Source organism: Candidatus Nanopelagicales bacterium (genome assembly GCA_018003655.1).
Taxonomy (GTDB): domain Bacteria; phylum Actinomycetota; class Actinomycetes; order S36-B12; family UBA10799; genus JAGNDY01.
In genome coordinates this window covers 1-16,490 of the sequence record JAGNDY010000049.1, presented here as the reverse complement: position 1 = coordinate 16,490, position 16,490 = coordinate 1, and the positions used below count along the sequence as shown (strand labels likewise).

16 protein-coding genes are annotated in these 16,490 nt (G+C 62.5%); 6 read left to right on the top strand and 10 right to left on the bottom strand.

Annotated elements, in window-relative coordinates:
• On the bottom strand, positions 1-584 hold a 584-nt coding region (locus KAZ48_07805; protein ID MBP7972690.1), incomplete at its 3' end, for a response regulator transcription factor.
• An 80-nt stretch (positions 585-664) separates the two neighbouring features.
• Entirely contained in the window at positions 665-1,864 is a 1,200-nt protein-coding gene (locus KAZ48_07800; protein ID MBP7972689.1) for a pyrophosphate--fructose-6-phosphate 1-phosphotransferase, read from the bottom strand.
• Positions 1,865-1,997: 133 nt separating this feature from the next.
• Here KAZ48_07800 and glpK point away from each other — a divergent pair, with 133 nt between their 5' ends.
• Positions 1,998-3,494, top strand: a complete 1,497-nt coding sequence (gene glpK / locus KAZ48_07795) for a glycerol kinase GlpK (GenBank protein MBP7972688.1) — start codon at positions 1,998-2,000, stop codon at positions 3,492-3,494.
• 76 nt (positions 3,495-3,570) lie between these two features.
• Positions 3,571-4,803 (top strand): aspartate aminotransferase family protein, encoded by a 1,233-nt coding sequence (locus KAZ48_07790; protein MBP7972687.1) that lies wholly within the window; start codon positions 3,571-3,573, stop codon positions 4,801-4,803.
• Positions 4,804-4,884: 81 nt separating this feature from the next.
• Here the strand turns inward: KAZ48_07790 and KAZ48_07785 are convergent, their stop codons facing one another.
• The 3 genes from KAZ48_07785 to KAZ48_07775 all read right to left on the bottom strand — a co-directional run bounded on the left by KAZ48_07785 (position 4,885) and on the right by KAZ48_07775 (position 8,264).
• Entirely contained in the window at positions 4,885-6,147 is a 1,263-nt protein-coding gene (locus tag KAZ48_07785; GenBank protein ID MBP7972686.1) for a hypothetical protein, read from the bottom strand.
• 87 nt (positions 6,148-6,234) lie between these two features.
• Positions 6,235-7,587 carry a HAMP domain-containing histidine kinase gene (locus KAZ48_07780; protein ID MBP7972685.1) on the bottom strand — a complete coding sequence of 451 codons (1,353 nt, stop codon included), beginning with the start codon at positions 7,585-7,587 and terminating at the stop codon, positions 6,235-6,237.
• Entirely contained in the window at positions 7,587-8,264 is a 678-nt protein-coding gene (locus tag KAZ48_07775) for a response regulator transcription factor (protein ID MBP7972684.1), read from the bottom strand. Before KAZ48_07775 ends, KAZ48_07780 begins: the two co-directional genes overlap by 1 nt.
• Before the next feature lie 151 nt (positions 8,265-8,415).
• On the opposite strand from KAZ48_07775, the gene KAZ48_07770 reads away from it, so the two are divergent.
• Complete coding sequence (locus tag KAZ48_07770; protein ID MBP7972683.1) at positions 8,416-9,126, top strand: phosphatase PAP2 family protein; 711 nt, start codon at positions 8,416-8,418, stop codon at positions 9,124-9,126.
• On the opposite strand, the gene KAZ48_07765 is transcribed toward KAZ48_07770, so the two are convergent.
• Both KAZ48_07765 and KAZ48_07760 read right to left on the bottom strand, forming a co-directional pair.
• Positions 9,113-10,030, bottom strand: coding sequence for a DMT family transporter (locus tag KAZ48_07765; protein MBP7972682.1), 918 nt, complete (start codon positions 10,028-10,030; stop codon positions 9,113-9,115). The genes KAZ48_07770 and KAZ48_07765 overlap by 14 nt on opposite strands.
• A 69-nt stretch (positions 10,031-10,099) precedes the next feature.
• Entirely contained in the window at positions 10,100-10,963 is an 864-nt protein-coding gene (locus KAZ48_07760; GenBank protein MBP7972681.1) for a 1-acyl-sn-glycerol-3-phosphate acyltransferase, read from the bottom strand.
• A 100-nt stretch (positions 10,964-11,063) separates the two neighbouring features.
• On the opposite strand from KAZ48_07760, the gene KAZ48_07755 reads away from it, so the two are divergent.
• The 3 genes from KAZ48_07755 to KAZ48_07745 are packed head-to-tail and all read left to right on the top strand — an operon-like array spanning position 11,064 to position 13,373.
• The gene (locus KAZ48_07755) at positions 11,064-11,828 is read left to right on the top strand and encodes an alpha/beta fold hydrolase (protein ID MBP7972680.1); all 765 of its coding nucleotides are present in this window, start codon (positions 11,064-11,066) and stop codon (positions 11,826-11,828) included.
• A 16-nt stretch (positions 11,829-11,844) separates the two neighbouring features.
• Positions 11,845-12,108 carry a hypothetical protein gene (locus KAZ48_07750; protein ID MBP7972679.1) on the top strand — a complete coding sequence of 88 codons (264 nt, stop codon included), beginning with the start codon at positions 11,845-11,847 and terminating at the stop codon, positions 12,106-12,108.
• A 26-nt stretch (positions 12,109-12,134) separates the two neighbouring features.
• On the top strand, positions 12,135-13,373 hold the full coding sequence (locus tag KAZ48_07745) for a TIGR00300 family protein (GenBank protein MBP7972678.1): 1,239 nt from the start codon (positions 12,135-12,137) through the stop codon (positions 13,371-13,373).
• Here KAZ48_07745 and KAZ48_07740 read toward each other — a convergent pair.
• From KAZ48_07740 to KAZ48_07730, 3 genes are all read right to left on the bottom strand, one after another.
• Complete coding sequence (locus KAZ48_07740) at positions 13,370-14,314, bottom strand: ROK family glucokinase (GenBank protein ID MBP7972677.1); 945 nt, start codon at positions 14,312-14,314, stop codon at positions 13,370-13,372. The genes KAZ48_07745 and KAZ48_07740 overlap by 4 nt on opposite strands.
• 76 nt (positions 14,315-14,390) lie before the next feature.
• Positions 14,391-14,975 (bottom strand): hypothetical protein, encoded by a 585-nt coding sequence (locus tag KAZ48_07735; GenBank protein ID MBP7972676.1) that lies wholly within the window; start codon positions 14,973-14,975, stop codon positions 14,391-14,393.
• A 35-nt stretch (positions 14,976-15,010) separates the two neighbouring features.
• Positions 15,011-16,300 carry an ArsA family ATPase gene (locus tag KAZ48_07730; GenBank protein MBP7972675.1) on the bottom strand — a complete coding sequence of 430 codons (1,290 nt, stop codon included), beginning with the start codon at positions 16,298-16,300 and terminating at the stop codon, positions 15,011-15,013.
• Positions 16,301-16,490: the final 190 nt, after the last annotated feature.

Below are 16,490 nucleotides of genomic sequence, written 5' to 3'. Positions count from 1 at the left end.
GTGGAGCGGTCACCGAAGTCCCAGTCCCAGACATCTCGCACCAGTTCGTCACGAGATAGCGCCCGGCCGGGGTTAGCCAGCAGGTGGGCAAGCAGATCGAACTCGCGGACTGTCAGGGCGAGTTCTGCCGTGCCGCGTGCGACTCGCCGAGATCCAAGATCAATTGTCAGGTCGCCATCTCGAATGACCTCGTCGGCGGACTCGTTGCTACGGGCGGGCGCAGTCGAGCGACGGAGCACCGACTGGATCCGCAGTACCAGTTCTCGCGGACTGAACGGCTTGACGACATAGTCGTCCGCTCCGGCCGATAGTCCGGCGATTCGATCGATCTCCTCCGACCGGGCCGTCAGCAAGATCACCGGTAAGCCGGGATGGTTCGCCCGAACGTCGGCGCACAGGTCAATGCCATCTGCGTCTGGCAACATCACGTCGAGGACGAGCAGGTCAGGGTCCATCGATGCGATCAACTCGGGTAAGCCTTCTGCGCTGGCCACATGCCGGCCGACAAGCGCGGCGCGATCCAGGTAGCTGAGCAGAACCTCACCCACGGTCGCGTCGTCGTCGACGACCAGAATCCCGCTCACGGATGACAGCGTAAGGACGATCTGACCAGATGGCGAGCGTCCTCCGTTGCCGTAAGGGCCTTGTAATCAGCCCCACGGCGCTATGGCTGGCCGATATCTTCGAGCATCGCGGTGAACCAGTCCGTCTCAATGTCGAACGGCTTGCCGCCGCGAATCCGGGGGAACTCGATCGAGCGCAGCAACCCACCTTGATCCTCGTCGTGACCGATGACGCCGCCCTCGCCGCGCAGCGCACACTCAACCGCCAAGTCGGTGCACGATTGGATGAGCCGCAGGTCGTCGACGTTCGATGCCGCTGACCGCGCGAAGTACCCACTCTTGAACACCTGGGTCTTCTCGGCGCTGAGCATGTCGGCGAATTGATGGCCGAACCACTGTCCGGGGTTGATCTTGTCCAGCTTCACATGGCCGAAAGCATCCTTGGGGACGGGTTCACCGGCCGCTTCCAACTCGGCGACAACTTGACTGACTCCGGCACCTTCGGACAGGAAGATATTGACGTTTCCGGTCTCGTCCATGACTTTGCGCAGGCGCTGGGCCTCTTCTGCCATATCGAACTCGCGCTCCGGAATGAAGATTGCGTGAATGTCCCAGTGCGCTCGATCCGTGCCGATACCGGGCACCCACTCGCGGGTGTCGAGCCACTTTCGGTACTCCCTACTCGTCGCGGCGGTCAGCCAGCCGCAGCCCCGACCCATGACCTCGTGGATAACCAGCGAGCGCGGATTTGCAGTGTGCTCAGCGATCACGTTGCGGGCGAAGATCGCGCCCTGTTCTGCCGCTGTCCAGGCCCCGAGTGACTGGGCAATTGGGAAGACGTCGTTGTCGACGGTCTTGGGTAACCCGACGACGGTGAGCTCATAACCATGTTCATGCAGGTAGGCGGCCAAGTCCGCTGCCGTGGTGTTGGTGTCGTCGCCCCCGATGGTGTGCAGCACGTCAACACCGTCGCGGGTCAACTGGTCGGCGGCTTCCTTGAGGGGGTCCTGCCCCTCCTGCACCAGTCCACGCGCGACGCAGTCGTCAACGTTGGTGAGTTTGACGCGACTGTTACCGATTGGGCTGCCGCCGAAGCGGTGCAGCCGGGATGCCTGCGCGCGTACCTCATCGCTGATCTCGATCGAACGACCGCGCAGCAGTCCGTCGTAGCCGTCTTGGTAGGCGATCAACTCGATTGATGGATCAAGGTCGGTGTAGCGGGTAATCAAGCCCCCCACTGCAGACGAAAGGCACGGGGCGAGTCCACCGGCGGTCAACATGGCAACTTTGCGAACAGTCATGCGAGCAGCCTAGCCAGTTTGAGCCGACACACGCCAAGGCCCGATCGATCATTGTCGACCCGGTGAAGGACCGTTGGCCGCAAACGGAGCATTGGCGACGCGAAGCAACACGGGCGATCGGTAGGTTCACGCCATGACAATTCTCGCTATCGATGCTGGCACCACTGGGGTGACCGCGCTGTTGGTCAGCGCGGATGCGCGGGTCGTTGCCCGCGGCTATTCGGAGTTTCCGCAACACTTCCCTGCCGATGGCTGGGTGGAACACGACCCCAACGAGATTTGGACGGCCACCCTCTCTGCACTCGATGAGGTGCTCAAGTCCGAGGCTGTGACTGAGCACGGCGCGCCTACCGCCGTCGGAATCACCAACCAACGTGAGACGGTTGTGCTGTGGGATCGCGAGACCCTCGGTGCCGCTCGGATGGCCATCGTCTGGCAAGACCGGCGCACAGCGGGCTACTGCGACCAGCTCAAGGCCGACGGACACGAGGCCCGGGTCTCGGAACTGACCGGTTTGCGCCTTGATCCCTACTTCTCGGGCAGCAAGCTTGCCTGGATCCGCAAGCAGGAGCCGAATGTCTGGGCCGGAGTCACCGAAGGCCGCACCGCGATCGGAACGGTCGATTCGTATTTGATTGCCCGAATGACCCGCGGAGTCAGTCACATCACCGACGCATCAAACGCCTGCCGAACCTTGCTCTTCGACATCAGCACCGGCGAGTGGAGCCAAGAACTTTGCGACCTGTTCGGGGTCCCGGTGGAAGCACTGCCAGAGGTGGTGCCCTCGTATGGCGTCGTCGCGACCACCGACCCAAGTGCGTTCGCCGGACTTGAGCTTCCGATTGCCGGCATCGCCGGTGATCAGCAAGCGGCGCTGTTTGGCCAAGCGGGATTCGCCACCGGATCCAGCAAATGCACCTACGGAACCGGTTCGTTCGTCCTGGTCAACACCGCAGACACCATCGTGCGCTCCGATGCGGGTCTGTTGAGCACCGTCGCCTGGAAGCATCCGGATGGAACGCTCACATATGCCCTTGAGGGAGCGATCTTCGTGACTGGTGCAGCGGTGCAGTGGTTGCGCGACGGCCTACAGATCATCGAGTCGGCCTCGGAGACCGAAGAACTCGCCAATAGCGTTCCCAACTCGGCCGGTGTGGTGTTCGTTCCGGCGCTGACCGGGCTCGGAGCGCCCGATTGGGATCCGAACGCTCGCGGTGCGATCTTCGGGCTCACGCGCGGCGCCACGAAGGCCCACATCGTCCGGGCGACACTTGAGGCCATCGCCTTCGAGGTTCGCGATGTGGTCGATGTGATGACGAACGAGGCGGACATCGAGTTGCCCCGGCTGACCGTCGACGGGGGCGCGGCGGCCAACAACTTCCTGTGCCAGATCCAGGCCAACCAGGTGCGCGTGCCCGTCGTACGCAGCGAGATTCTGGAGACCACCGGCCTTGGTGCGGCTTTCCTGGCTGGCCTTGGCACCGGGCTGTGGGCCAACCAAGAAGAGCTGGCCGCGACCTGGCGCTCGGATGCCACCTTTGCGCCGCAACCGCGCGATGAGCACGCACATCGCCGTTGGCGGGTCGCAGTGGAACGCACCAAGGGCTGGGCCACGGCCGTTTCGACGTAGTTCGGCTTTCCGACAGAGCAACACTCGGCTAGGTTCAGGAGCGAACCTGAACACGTTGCAACCAAAGGACAATGACATGGAACTGCCAAGCCACGGAGTCGCCCGCGAGCAACTGTTCGAGACGATGCTGGAGCGCAAGTCCGCAGACGCCAAGTGGCGCGAGGGCAAGACTTTCAGCCTGATCTATCCGACCGGCCGGGAGGACATCGACGACGTCCTCATGCAGGCCAACGAGGTCTACCTCTACGAGAACGCACTCAATCCGATCAGGTTCCCGAGTCTGCAACAGATGGAGTCCGAGGTCGTCGGGATGACAGGGGCATTGGTCAATCTTCCCGCCGACGGTGGCGGCACCATGGCCAGTGGCGGCTCGGAGTCGATCCTGATGTCGGTGCTCGTCAACCGTGACCGGGCTCAGCAGGAGCGGGGCATCGAGCCCGCAAAGGGCAACATCGTCTACCCCGCGTCAGCACACGCTGCGTTCGCCAAGGCCGCGCATTACCTTGAACTGGAGGCCCGGCCCATACCGTTGACCGACGGCTACATCGCCGACGTCGACGCGATTGCCAACGCGGTCGATGACAACACCGTGCTCATGATGGGTTCGGCCTACGGCTACCCACACGGCGTGATGGATCCGATCGAAGACCTGGCCAGCATCGCCCTGGAACGAGACATTGGATTCCACAGCGACACGTGCATCGGCGCATTCGTGTTGCCGTTCCTTGAACGGCTCGGCTACGACGTACCGGGCTACGACTTCCGGGTGCCCGGGGTCACCGAGATGTCCTGCGACGTGCACAAGTACGGCTACACCACCAAAGGCGCGTCGGTGATCTTGCACCGCAAATCAGAATGGATCGGACACCAGTACTTCCTCTACGTCGATTGGCCGTCTGGGCTCTACGGGACGCCCACTGTTGCTGGAGCCCGTCCCGCCTCACCGATCGCGGCGGCCTGGGCAGTCATGAACTATCTGGGCATGGAGGGCTATCTCGAACTGATGCGTGGACTGATGGCCACCACCGACAAGCTCCGCGCAGGCATCGAAGCCATTCCGCAACTGTCGATCATGGGCAACCCGATCGGTCCGCTGCTGTCCTTCACCTCAGAGACCATCGACACGTACGCCGTTTGCGACCTGATGGACGATCGTGGCTGGAATATGGACCGCAACACCAACCCCAATGGCCTGCACATGATGATCTCGCCATTGCATGGCCAATACGCCGACGACTTCCTTAGCGATCTGCGCTGGGCGGTGGACAATCACGGCGAATCCCGCGGCGTCGAGGCCCGCTACAACTGACGGGTGACGATCGACCTACGCCCCGGCTGAACCAAGGTGAGTGCGCCCGGCACAGCTGGAGGACCATGCCGGGCGCACTCGTCAGTCGCGATCTGCCGCACTCACGACTGTTACGGGGTAGCCGAATTGCTGGATACGTTCGGGTAGATCAATATGGAGCCAATGGGTCATGTGACTCGGAGGCGTCTCGATGATCACTTCTGAATAGTCGTCGGAGTTCAGTTCGGCCACTATGTCGTCAAAGGCATTGGGGCTGGCAGCGACCCTGCCCTGAATAGCTGATTCGGTCGCCTGTTCGAGGGCAGGCAACGCCTCTGCTAGCAGCACAGCACCGGCGCCCGTGTCATGGCTCGCCCGATCGAATGCGAGGTGGGCAGGGTTGGGCACCAGCATGAAGAATGAGACCGGGCTCGCCGCTGCCCGATCCCGGACCGCGTCAACAAGTGCGTCCGTCGCCGCCGTCTTGTTGGTAACCACGAGCACCCGACCCCTCTCTTCGGGTCCGCGCTCGCGCGGCGGGAGGGCGATACCAGGTTGCGGCATCTGTTTGTCCACCTTGGTGACCACGAGGAAGATGACAACGACCACGATGATGGCCAAAAAGACCAGACTGGTGATCTGCGTACCGAGTCCCAAACCGCCGTTCTTGCTCTTCTGAGACATGAAGTCACCGAGGGTCGCGCCTAGTGGGCGCGTCAAAATGTAGGCAAGCCAGAAGGCGACAATCGAGTTGAGCTTGAACTGGTAGTTCAGGAAGTAGACCAAGATGATCGCGCCCGAGAAGATGACCAGCGACGCTTCGTAGCCGACATCCAAGCGTTCAGCTAGGAGATCTCCGCCGGCCGTTCCCAAAGCGAAGGTAAACAGCACCGCAAGCCAGTAGAACGCCTCGCGGCGGGTTGTCATGATCGTATGGATCGACAGGGTCTTCTCGAACCCAAACCACACGGCGAACGTGGCCGCCAACGCAACACTGAAGATGATGGTGGACGTGACCAGACTGACACCAAAGTTGTCTGTCAGGTTGTCGGTGATCAATGTGCCCACCACGCTGATCAACACAACAGCAATCCAGTAGATGGACGCGATATAGCGGCGCACCCAGAACTGGGCCACCAGCGCAACGGCGAGCAGCGCACCCATGATGTAAGTGGTGTTGGTCAGGCCCAAGCCCAGAGTGCTGTTGATGTAGTCGGCGGCCGTCTCACCGACCGTGGTGCACAAGATCTTGATTACCCAGAAGTAGACGGTGATCTCTGGCACTTTGTTCAGCATTTGGCGCCCTGTGAAAGCGGTGCGGGGCCGCGTCGAACTTGCTGTGTCGGAGATGTTTGCTGTGGTCATGTTGATGACCGTAGGACCAGAATCCTGACTAGCGCCTGACTACCTTGGCGGTCCAAACCTGACCGTGAACTGGACCCGCGGTGTCAACTATTCGATCGATGGCAACCGGATGACGAAGGTCGTCGGTTGACCAGGCTCGCAGAAGACGTCTCCCCCGGCGCCCCGAGCCAGCCGCCGCGCGAGCGGCAGCCCAAGTCCCGCTCCGCGGCGCGGTGATTGCTCCGCAATGCGGTATCCCGGCTCGAAGACCGCTTCAACCTGATCGCTCGCCACCCCGTCACCGTCGTCGGTCACTGTCACTGCGGCCATACCGCTGGACCGCTGAACGGCAATCGTTACCACCGACCGAGCGTGGGCGACGGCATTGTCGATGACCGGACTAATCACCCGATTGAGGTACTCAGCGTCCACTCCCACTCGCAAGGGCACCGGGGCAACCCTCAGGTCAAGGTAACGGCCTGACCGCTCGGCTTGCGCCCGCCAACTTCGCGCCGATTCCCCGAGTTCGCGCGAGAGATCACACGACGACACCAGCGGCCCTGCCTCCCGCTCGGCCATGGCCATCAAGGTGTCGATAATCCCGCTCATCCGCAATGCCTCGCCGCGAACGGCATCCAAAGCTTGCTGCGCTTGTTCAAAATTGCTCGCGTGATTGTGGGCGATCGATGCCTCATTGAGCAGCGTCGTCAATGGTGTGCGCAGTTCGTGTGCGACCTCCGCGGTGAAGCGCTGCTCGTGCAGACTCGCAGCACTCAGTCGATCGAGCAGGCTATTGAGAGTGACTGCCAGACCGGCGATCTCGTCGTCCGTCCTGCCGGGATCGAATCGGTTGTGCGCTGCCGAGTCACTCCAGGTGCCGGCCTGGGATGTCATTTCAGCCACCGGGCGCAGTGCAACGCGTACCAGAATCGCCGCGAGCAGTACGGATCCGATCACACCGAACACTCCGACTCCAGACAACGCCAACATGGCAATGCGTTCCGTGTGTTGGTAAGGAACCAAGGACAACGTGGAGACCACCGTCGCGTACTGGTTTCCGTCGGCAATGTAGGGCGCTGCCCTCACCAACGTGTTGGCTTCCGGGAGCTCCACCACCACGGTGTCCGTGACATCTGCGAGCTTTACGACTTGGCGCCTTACCGCAGGACTCGACCTGCCGCCAGCAACCAACTGGCCATTCGCGTAGATCCAAGTGTTCTCGTCCAACGGAGAGTTCGAAGGCGGTTCTTCGACATCGAGTTTGCCGTTGGTCACACTCATGATCGATAGTGCTGCGTCGGTACGGTCACGCAGGGTCTGGTTGGCATCGCGATCCAGCGCCGAATCGATGAGGTAGGTCGCCCCTAAAACCAGCAGGACAACGACCACCAACACGGCGAGCCCGGTTGCTGCCATGACCCGGCGTCGCAGGCTGATGTTGCGGAGGTGCCCCAGCCTCATCAGAACTGGTACCCCACCCGGTGCACGGTCCTGATCGGTGGTACGTCTGGCAGATTTGCGAGCTTGCGACGGACTCTGGCTACGTAAGAGTCCAGCGTGTTCTCGGAAGCAAATGATCCGCCAGGCCAGCCAGCACGCATCAAGTCAGCTCGACGCACAACACCCTCGGAGCAGGCCAAAGTGGCGATCAGGCGAAACTCGATCGGCGTGAGCGTGACACTGCCATCCGGGTGTTCCAGCGACATCGTTGCGGGATTGAGCACGGCGGTCCCGAGTCGAATCTCAGCAGTGTCGGCGCTCGCTCGGCGAGCCAGCGCGCGGATCCGGGCAACGAGTTCCTCGAACACAAAAGGTTTGATGACGTAGTCGTCCGCTCCCGCGCTAAAACCTGCCAGCCGATCTCCAACTGAACTGCGGGCGGTCAAGAACAGCACGGGTGCACCACAACCGCCCACACGCGCGGCCAGGGCGACGTCGCGGCCATCCGAGTCCGGCAACCCAATATCGATCACCATCACGTCGACCGTGATTCGCTTCAGCATGTCAAGAAACTCCCCGCCGGTGGCTGCGGCGGAAACGTTGAAGCCTTCAATCGCGAGTCCGCGGCGCAACGACTCACGAAGACCCCGGTCGTCCTCGACGACGGCTACGCGCACGGCACTGACGGCGGGATTCACGGCTGCGACGCTACGCGTGCCCCAACCTGCGGCTCAAGCCGGATCGCAGAGGGTCAGGTCTTAGTCAGGTTTGTTCCATCAGGCTCGTGGGATGACCTACCTTCGCGTACCGCTCGTCACGACGCAAACGCCTCCGAGAGAGGATTCGGCCGTGACGCAGATGAGGACCACGCTGGTGCGGGGGTTGCGAGCATCGTGGCTAGTCCTGACTATCACCAGTGTGATCGCGCTGGTCCTGTTGTTGGTACTGGCCAAGGCCGCCGACGACGTCACCGAGGACGACACGTTGACCGCCCTGGATCGTCCGATCGCCAGCGGCATCGTTGGAGTGAGAACCGGCGCGTCGACCTCGGCTATGGAGGTCATCAGCGCGATCACCGAACCGGTCTTAGTGCTGACTTTGTGCCTCATAGCGGCGGCATTCATCTGGCGCAAAGCCCACGACGGATTCGGTGCCTTGTCGTTGATGACCGCTGTCGGACTGGCGGCGTTCGCATCATTCGTGGGAAAGGCGGCATTCGCGCGCAATCGGCCGCCTGCGGCGTGGGCAGTGAGCCCAGAGGCAAGCTCATCGTTCCCATCGGCGCATGTGGCCGTCATCGTTGCCGCACTGACCGTCCTGCTTTGGTGGGGTGTCCCGCGAGTGCCCACCACATGGCGGATCGCACTGGTCACCGGCAGCGTGTCGCTCTGCGGTCTGGTGGCCGGCAGTCGGTTGTACTTGGGAGCTCACTGGCTGACGGACGTATTCGCTGGCCTGGTGGTCGGCCTGCTGGCAGCGGTCGTCGGGATTGGAGCAGGTGAGACTTTGCGCTCAGCGCAGCGATCTGGGGCGAGTTCAGGGAGCGTTACAGCAAGGTAGCGCTCTCGGTCGTACCGCCGACCTTCCCGTGCTCGGCTTCCTGGAATGCGTCGGAGATCGCCCTGGAGCGCGACAGCCATACGATGCCGATAAAGATCGCGATCGCGCTGATCACCATCATGAGGATGTTGAAGAAACCGCCCTGCAGGACTTGGTTGAACAGGAACATCCCGAGCAGAGTCGCGGTGATCGGATTCAGCGACATGACAGCTGGGAATGAGGCCGTGATCGGGCCGGCGCGAAACGCCATCAGCGGGAATAGCACCCCGAGCAGTGCAGCAATCAGCGTGACATAGATCAGCCAACTGCCGAACAGTGCCCCGAGGCCGCCCTTTGCCGAGGTGATGGTCCCCTGCGTCAGCGGCGCCACCAACCCGTTGATCAGACCTCCGGAAACACCGAGCAACGCCGCGCGGACCCCACCGGTCATTCGGTAGCCGATCACGATCACCAACGCGCACAGCAGACCGACCACGGCGATGGCGGTGAACCACTTGGCGTTACTGGCGACCTCGACTCCCTTGCTGGGCTTGGCAAACGTGACGAAGACCGCGATCCCGACAGTGACGACGATTGCTCCGAGCCAGTCACTGCGGGCGATGTGCGTCTTGCTGATCCACATGGCAAACGGAAGGATGAATACCAGTTGCGTGACGAAGATTACTTGGATGACGGCTAGGTTGCCGAATCCCAGTGATGCGACGTGGAACGCGTAACCGATCACCATGAGTGCGAACCCGAGGATGAACAACGGCTGTTTGAGGGTCAGGAGGACGGCGCCCGCCTCGCTGGAATCTGGCTTGCCGGACAGATTCGCTGCTTTGTGTTGCAGGACGTTGCTCAGTGCCTCAATGGCGGCGGCGATGAGCACAAGTACGACAGCGAGGATTTGGGTCGCGTTCATTTCTCGAGTATTGACCATCGGAGCACTTGAACGCACCCATTGGACAACTTGTCAGCCCATCGGCAACTGTCAGACGCTCGCCGGAGCCTCAGAATCAGTCGGGGCTGAACCTTCACCGGTCGCTGGCTTGGTCGTCGTGGGATCCGACGACCCGGTCTCGGCTATGAGCGTCTTGGCTTTGCTCGCGTATATGTCGCTGTATTCCTGGTCGGACAGCTGCATGATCTCGTACATGATCTCGTCGGTCATGGACCGCAGCACGAACCGATCGTTTTCCATGCCCTCGTAGCGGCTGAAGTCCAACGGCTTGCCGATGCTGATTCCGATCTTCTTGACTCGAGGGATCTTGGTGCCTGCGGGCTGGACCTCCCGAGTGTTGTGCAACGCAACGGGAACGACGACCGCATTGGCTGCCAGCGCCATGCGCGCCACTCCGGTGTGGCCGCGATAGAGCTTTCCGTCCGGCGTGCGGGTGCCTTCGGGATATATACCCAGCATGTTGCCCCCGCTGAGCACCCTGACGCCGGTATTCAGGGCTGCTTCGCTGGCATTGCCGCCGGAGCGGTCGATCGGAACCTGGCCGACGTTGGTGAAGAAGAACTTCATCCAGAAACCCTTGAAGCCAGGAGTCACAAAGTATTCGTCCTTGGCGAGGAATGTCACTGGCCGCTTGACCATCAATGGCAAAAACAGCGAGTCCATGAAGGAGTTGTGGTTGATCGAGAGGATGACCGGACCCTCGTTGGGGACGTTCTCCAGTCCGGTGACCTGCGGGCGGTACAACAGGCGGAGGATCGGGCCCAAGAAGATGTACTTGAGCAGCCAATAAAACACGAACTGCTCCTCTCGGGCTGGGGGCGAACCCGGACACCCCGGACGCAACAGATGCAGCCTAAGGCAGCGGCAAGGCCAGAGCAACGAACTCCCCGGCATCCGAGCCACGTTCTGAGCCGGTGTTGGACACGTTCGCAGTCGCGTGCGAACATTCCGTGACCCCAATCGCCCGTTTCATCATGATCAAACTGGAGAAGCTGTGCCACTTCTGCCCGACGCTGAACCGTTCTCGCACGACGCCAAGGGCCCCATCGGCGTTGTCGTCAGTCACGGATTCACTGGTCAGCCCAAGTCCATCAAGCCGTGGGCCCAAGCCCTGGCTGACGCCGGTTTCTCGGTCCGCGCACCGCGTCTGCCAGGCCACGGCACCCGCTGGCAGGACATGAACTCCGTCGTCTGGCAGGACTGGTACGCCGAGGTTGAGCGCGCCTACCGGGAACTGTCGGACAAGTGCGAACAGGTCTACGTGATGGGCCTGTCGATGGGCGGATCACTCGCGCTGCGACTGGCCGAGGAGAAGGGCGACGGCGTTGCTGGCCTGGTCGTCGTCAACCCCGCGGTTCACAGCGAGCGACCTGACCGCTTCCTCCTGCCCGTCTTGCGACTATTCGTTCCCTCCTTCCCCGGCATCGTGGACGACATCAAGAAGCCGAACGTCACCGAGGGCGGCTACCCCAAGCTGCCACTGAAGGCCGCGTACTCGCTGACCCACCTCTGGTCCGCAGTCAAGTCCGACATCACCGAGGTCGATCAGCCACTCCTGGTCTTCCGCAGCGCCGACGATCACGTTGTCGAGCCCTCGAACACGGCCTGGATCTTGGCCAACGTTTCCAGCACCGACAAAGAAGAAGTTGTCCTCCACAACAGCTACCACGTCGCGACCCTGGATAACGATGCCGACTTGATCTTCCAGGGCAGCGTCGATTTCGTGAAGCGGGTCTCCGCCCAACCTGCCAAGAAGTAGCGGGCCGGTTTCACGGATGTCTGACCACGACCCGGATGGGTTCGTCCCGCCAGCGGTTCCGCGCGTTCGATTCGACGATCCCATCAAGGGCGCAGCCATCGTCGGCGTCATTGGGGCACCGACCGTCTACGTCATCGTCGGCATCCTCCTGACCTACCAACCAGCGATCGTCGGCGCCGTGTGCGTCGTGGTTTTTGCGGCTAGCTTCATCACGCTCTTCGTCCGCGCAAAGGATCGTGCACCACAAGACGACGGCTGGGACGACGGCGCGGTCCTTTAGCTGCAACCAGCCACTACGGTGTGCTCATGGCTAGCACTGAGCGCGTCGAAATGCGCGGACACATCCTCAACAGCGGCGCACTCAGCAGGGTCTTGGACGAGATCCTCGCCTCCGAGGGAGACTACGTCCTTGAGCATTTAGACGTTGGTCGCGCAATGCCCGACTTCTCGTCGGCGCGCATCGCGGTTACCCACGACGACGACGACAAACTCGAATCGATAATCTCCCGGATCCAGACCTACGGCGCGAACGCGGTTGAGGATACCGATGTCCTCACCGAGCCAGCCCCCGCAGACGGCGTTCTTCCGGAAGGGTTCTACTCCAGCACCAACCTGGAGACCAAAGTCCGACTGAACGGCAAGTGGCTACGAGTCCCCAACCCCGAGATGGACTGCGGACTCGTCGTCGATGCCGACGGCGTGCATATTCGGCCGATGTCCGACGTCAAACAGGGCGAAGAGGTCATCGTCACCTCAGCGGGGGTCAAGGTAGAGATCGCTCCTCGTCCGGTCGTTGACAAGGACGAGACGGTCTTTGAGTTCATGAACTCGGTCGTTTCCAGCGAAAAGCCACAAGCGCTGCTGGTGCGCAAGATCGCTGACGGCATGCGTGAGACCAAGGAGGCCGGCAAGAAGATCCTTTGGGTGGGTGGACCAGCGATCGTTCACACCGGTGCTGCCCCGGCAATGTGCGCGTTGATCCGCGCCGGGTGGTGTGACGTGCTCTTCGCCGGCAATGCCCTGGCCACTCATGACATCGAGTCAGCAATGTTTGGAACCTCGTTGGGCGTCGATCTGTCCCGTGGTTCAGGTGTTGACCACGGTCACGAGCACCACATTCGCTCAATCAACCGCATACGCGCCGCGGGCTCGATCAAGCAGGCCGTCGAGCAGGGCGTCTTGCCATCGGGGATCATGCACACGCTCGTCGAGTCGGGATCGGAGTTTGTCCTGGTTGGATCGGTGCGCGATGACGGTCCATTGCCAGACGTCATCACCGACGTGTTGGAGGGCCAGCGAGCAATGCGGGCAGCGATCCCCGGCGTCGGCTACGCGGTCATGGTTGCGACCATGTTGCACGCCATCGCGACGGGCAACCTCATGCCGGCCTCGATCCCGCTCGTGTGCGTCGACATTAACCCGGCGACGGTTACCAAACTGGCGGATCGTGGCAGCGCTCAGGCGACTGGGGTTGTCACCGATATTGGCTTGTTCTTGGAGCAATTGGCGATCGAGTTGGTCCCGGGGTACTCCACCGCTCGCTAGCGGTAGCGCGCTAAATCGGCCGCACCGACCAGGCCAGCCTCATTTACCAGCGTCGCCAGCACGATCTCCGGCATCGGTCGGTTATCCCGGCCCGAGACCGAGGCGATAAATGCGCGGCGTGTAGCGCCGAGCAACAAATCGCCAGCCTCACTGACGCCACCACCGATGACGAAGCAACCAGGGTCCAGGATCGCCGCGAGGTCCGCCAGGCCGGTACCGAGCCACCGAGCCAACGAGTCAAAGGCAGCCAACGCAACGGGGTCACCCTTGCGAGCGGCCAGCGTGATGTGTTGGCCTTCGACACCCTCAGGGGTGCCATCTCCGAGGTCCAGCAGCACCTCGGCCTCAAGCCTTCGCTCCGCCGCCAATAGCCGAGCATCGCGAACCAGTGCGTTGCCGCTGGCGTATTGCTCCCAGCACCCGCGGTTCCCGCAGCCGCACAACCGTCCACCGGGTTCGACTCCTAGGTGACCGAGTTCGGCGGCGATACCGTGCGCGCCTCGGTACAACTGCCCGCCCAAGATCAGTCCGCCACCGATACCAGTGCCGACGGTGACGCAGACGACCTCGGACCCCAACGCCGTGCCACCGAACTTGAACTCACCCCACGCCGCTGCGTTGGCATCGTTTTCCACCACGACAGGCAGATCGACCTTGCTTTGAATAGCCATCCGCAGCGGCTCATCGACCCATCCCAGGTTCGGTGCCAAGAGCACGCGGGATCGATTCTCGTCGACGAACCCGGCGGCCCCAATGCCAACGGCCTCGACGTCGTAGTCCGCTTTGAACTCCAAGACCAACTCGATGACCGCCGCTTCCACGCCTTCGGGACTGCGACTAGGGGTCCGGCGGCGTTCGTTGCGCAGCACCGTTCCGTCCTCGTCGACGACTCCGCCCGCAATCTTGGTACCGCCGATGTCAATTCCGATGGTCAGACTCATGGGTTTCACGCTATCCCTGGCGAGGCGAGTATGCGACGCGAAGGCACTGTCGCGTTACCGGTCGGGTGTACCGGCACTAGTCGACGTGGATGTGCTCGACTTTGGGACCTGAATCGCTGTGTGTCGCCATGCCCTCAACCGCCTGCTTGACCGCATCTGTGACGGCAGCGAGCGCCTCGGCCATTCCCTCTGCTGCCTCCGGGCTCACGGTCCTCAGCAACGTCATCGCTTGGCACACGGGACAGTAGTCGCACGTCGACTCATAGATGACCCGCGGCTCTTCGCCGTCGTCAGCGTCATCGCCCAACGCCCTAGCCAGGATCTCATCGTCGAGCAGCTCAGCGTCAAGAATTGCCTCGTCGGCGTCCCCGGCGGCCGCATCGGCGTCTTCGGTCTCGCCGTCGGGCTGTTCGTGTTCGTCCGCGTCCTGGCCCGCGGCGGCGGCGCGAGCTGCGGCTGCGCGGACGCTGCTGGCAGTCTGCTCGGCGATCCCGCGCATGGTGTCCGACAGCCCGCTCCGGCTCGCCCAAGAGGCCACCGCTGAGGCGAGTTTGACCGCCTCCTGCGCCGCAGTTCCTACACCCGCTGGGTTCTCGTCGTCTAGCTCGTCGGGGGTCTCGTGCCACCAAGGCTGCCCTGATTCACCGCGCTCGTCGCTCATGGTTGTGCTCGCTCTCCGTTTCGAACTTCGGGTGGTCAGTTTCGGCGGTTTCGCATCCAGACCGATTCGTCTGGGGTGAAGTCAATCAGAAGCCGTCCGTGGTCGACGTGGGCCTTGCTCACCACACATCGTCTCAGGGCGCTCGGCAACGAGAGGATGCGGCGATGCGGACCAACGGTCACGACCAATTCGTCACCCCGCCGACCGAGGTCAACGTCCCCGCTCGCCACGTTGGGCAGGCCCAGCGACAACCGGAATTCCTCGCCCCTACGTTCGACGACCATCGGCTCAGGCACCTGATGCACTCGCGCTGGGTCATCACCCCGGTACAGATCTTGTGCCAACCCCAGTAGCTGCTCAACGCCCACTGGCTCCGACTCCCGGTAGCCCGAGCGCCAGACCGGCAGCGGGTCACAGTCCGCCTCGATCCGGGCGAGCTGGACGGCCTGGGACCGGATCCACCCGGCACGCCAATCGTCGGCGTCGTCGACGGGGAACATCCGATTGACCACCACACCGTCAACCCGGTAGCCGTACAGCGACAACGACGTCAGTGTCCGGCGCGCCTCCGCGAAGACGACCGCCTCGGGCGTGGTCACCAGTCGAACAGACGCACTAGCACCGGTGAGGATCTCCCGAACATCGCTGAGGTCGGCGTGCAAGTGTTCGATGGCGTCCAAGACGCTGTCCCGCGGCATGGGCACCCCACTTGCGCGGCGCAGGATCGGCCGCAGAACTCCGAGCACACGCCGTTCGGCCGGCCAGATGCGATCCATGTACCAGCGAAGCGCATCGGGCAGCGACAGCAGTCGTAACGTCTCCGCGGTCGGTGCGCAATCAACGATGACCACTTCCCAGTTGCCGCTGCGAACTCGTTCGCGGACTTCCAGCAGCGCGAGCACTTCCTCCGCCCCGGGGAGCACCGTCAGTTCCTCGGCCTCCATCGGATCGACTCCGGCCGAGTCGAGCACCTCTAGCAGGTACCGCTGAACCTCACCCCATGCTTTAGCGAAGCGGTCCCGGACATCGACATGCAGCGACCACAGGTTGTCGTCAATTTGATCTGGCGCATCGGCCACGGTCGGATCCGGCCTGCCGAGCGCATCGGCCAGGGAATGAGCGGGATCAGTGGACAAAACGAGTGTTCGCAGGCCAGCTCGCGCGCACATCGCGGCGGTACCAGCCGCGATCGTGGTCTTGCCGACCCCACCCTTGCCGGTGAACAAGATCACCCGGACTTCGCGCGCGCTGGCACGAAATGGAGTCTGTGGGTCGGCGTTACCGGGCCCAGACGTGGCGGGCTCAGGCATATCGTGCTCAGGCATGTCGGGCTCAGACATGGCGTGGCCGCGCGGACATCCGGGGCTTTCAGCCGAGCTGTTCGACGCGCACTTTGAGGCCACCCAAGGCGGACTTGACGATGCGCTTCTCGGCACGCTGGCGGATCATCCCGATCATCGGGATTGCCAATTCGACGGTGAGGTCGTAGGACACCAGCATTGAGCCGTCGGAATT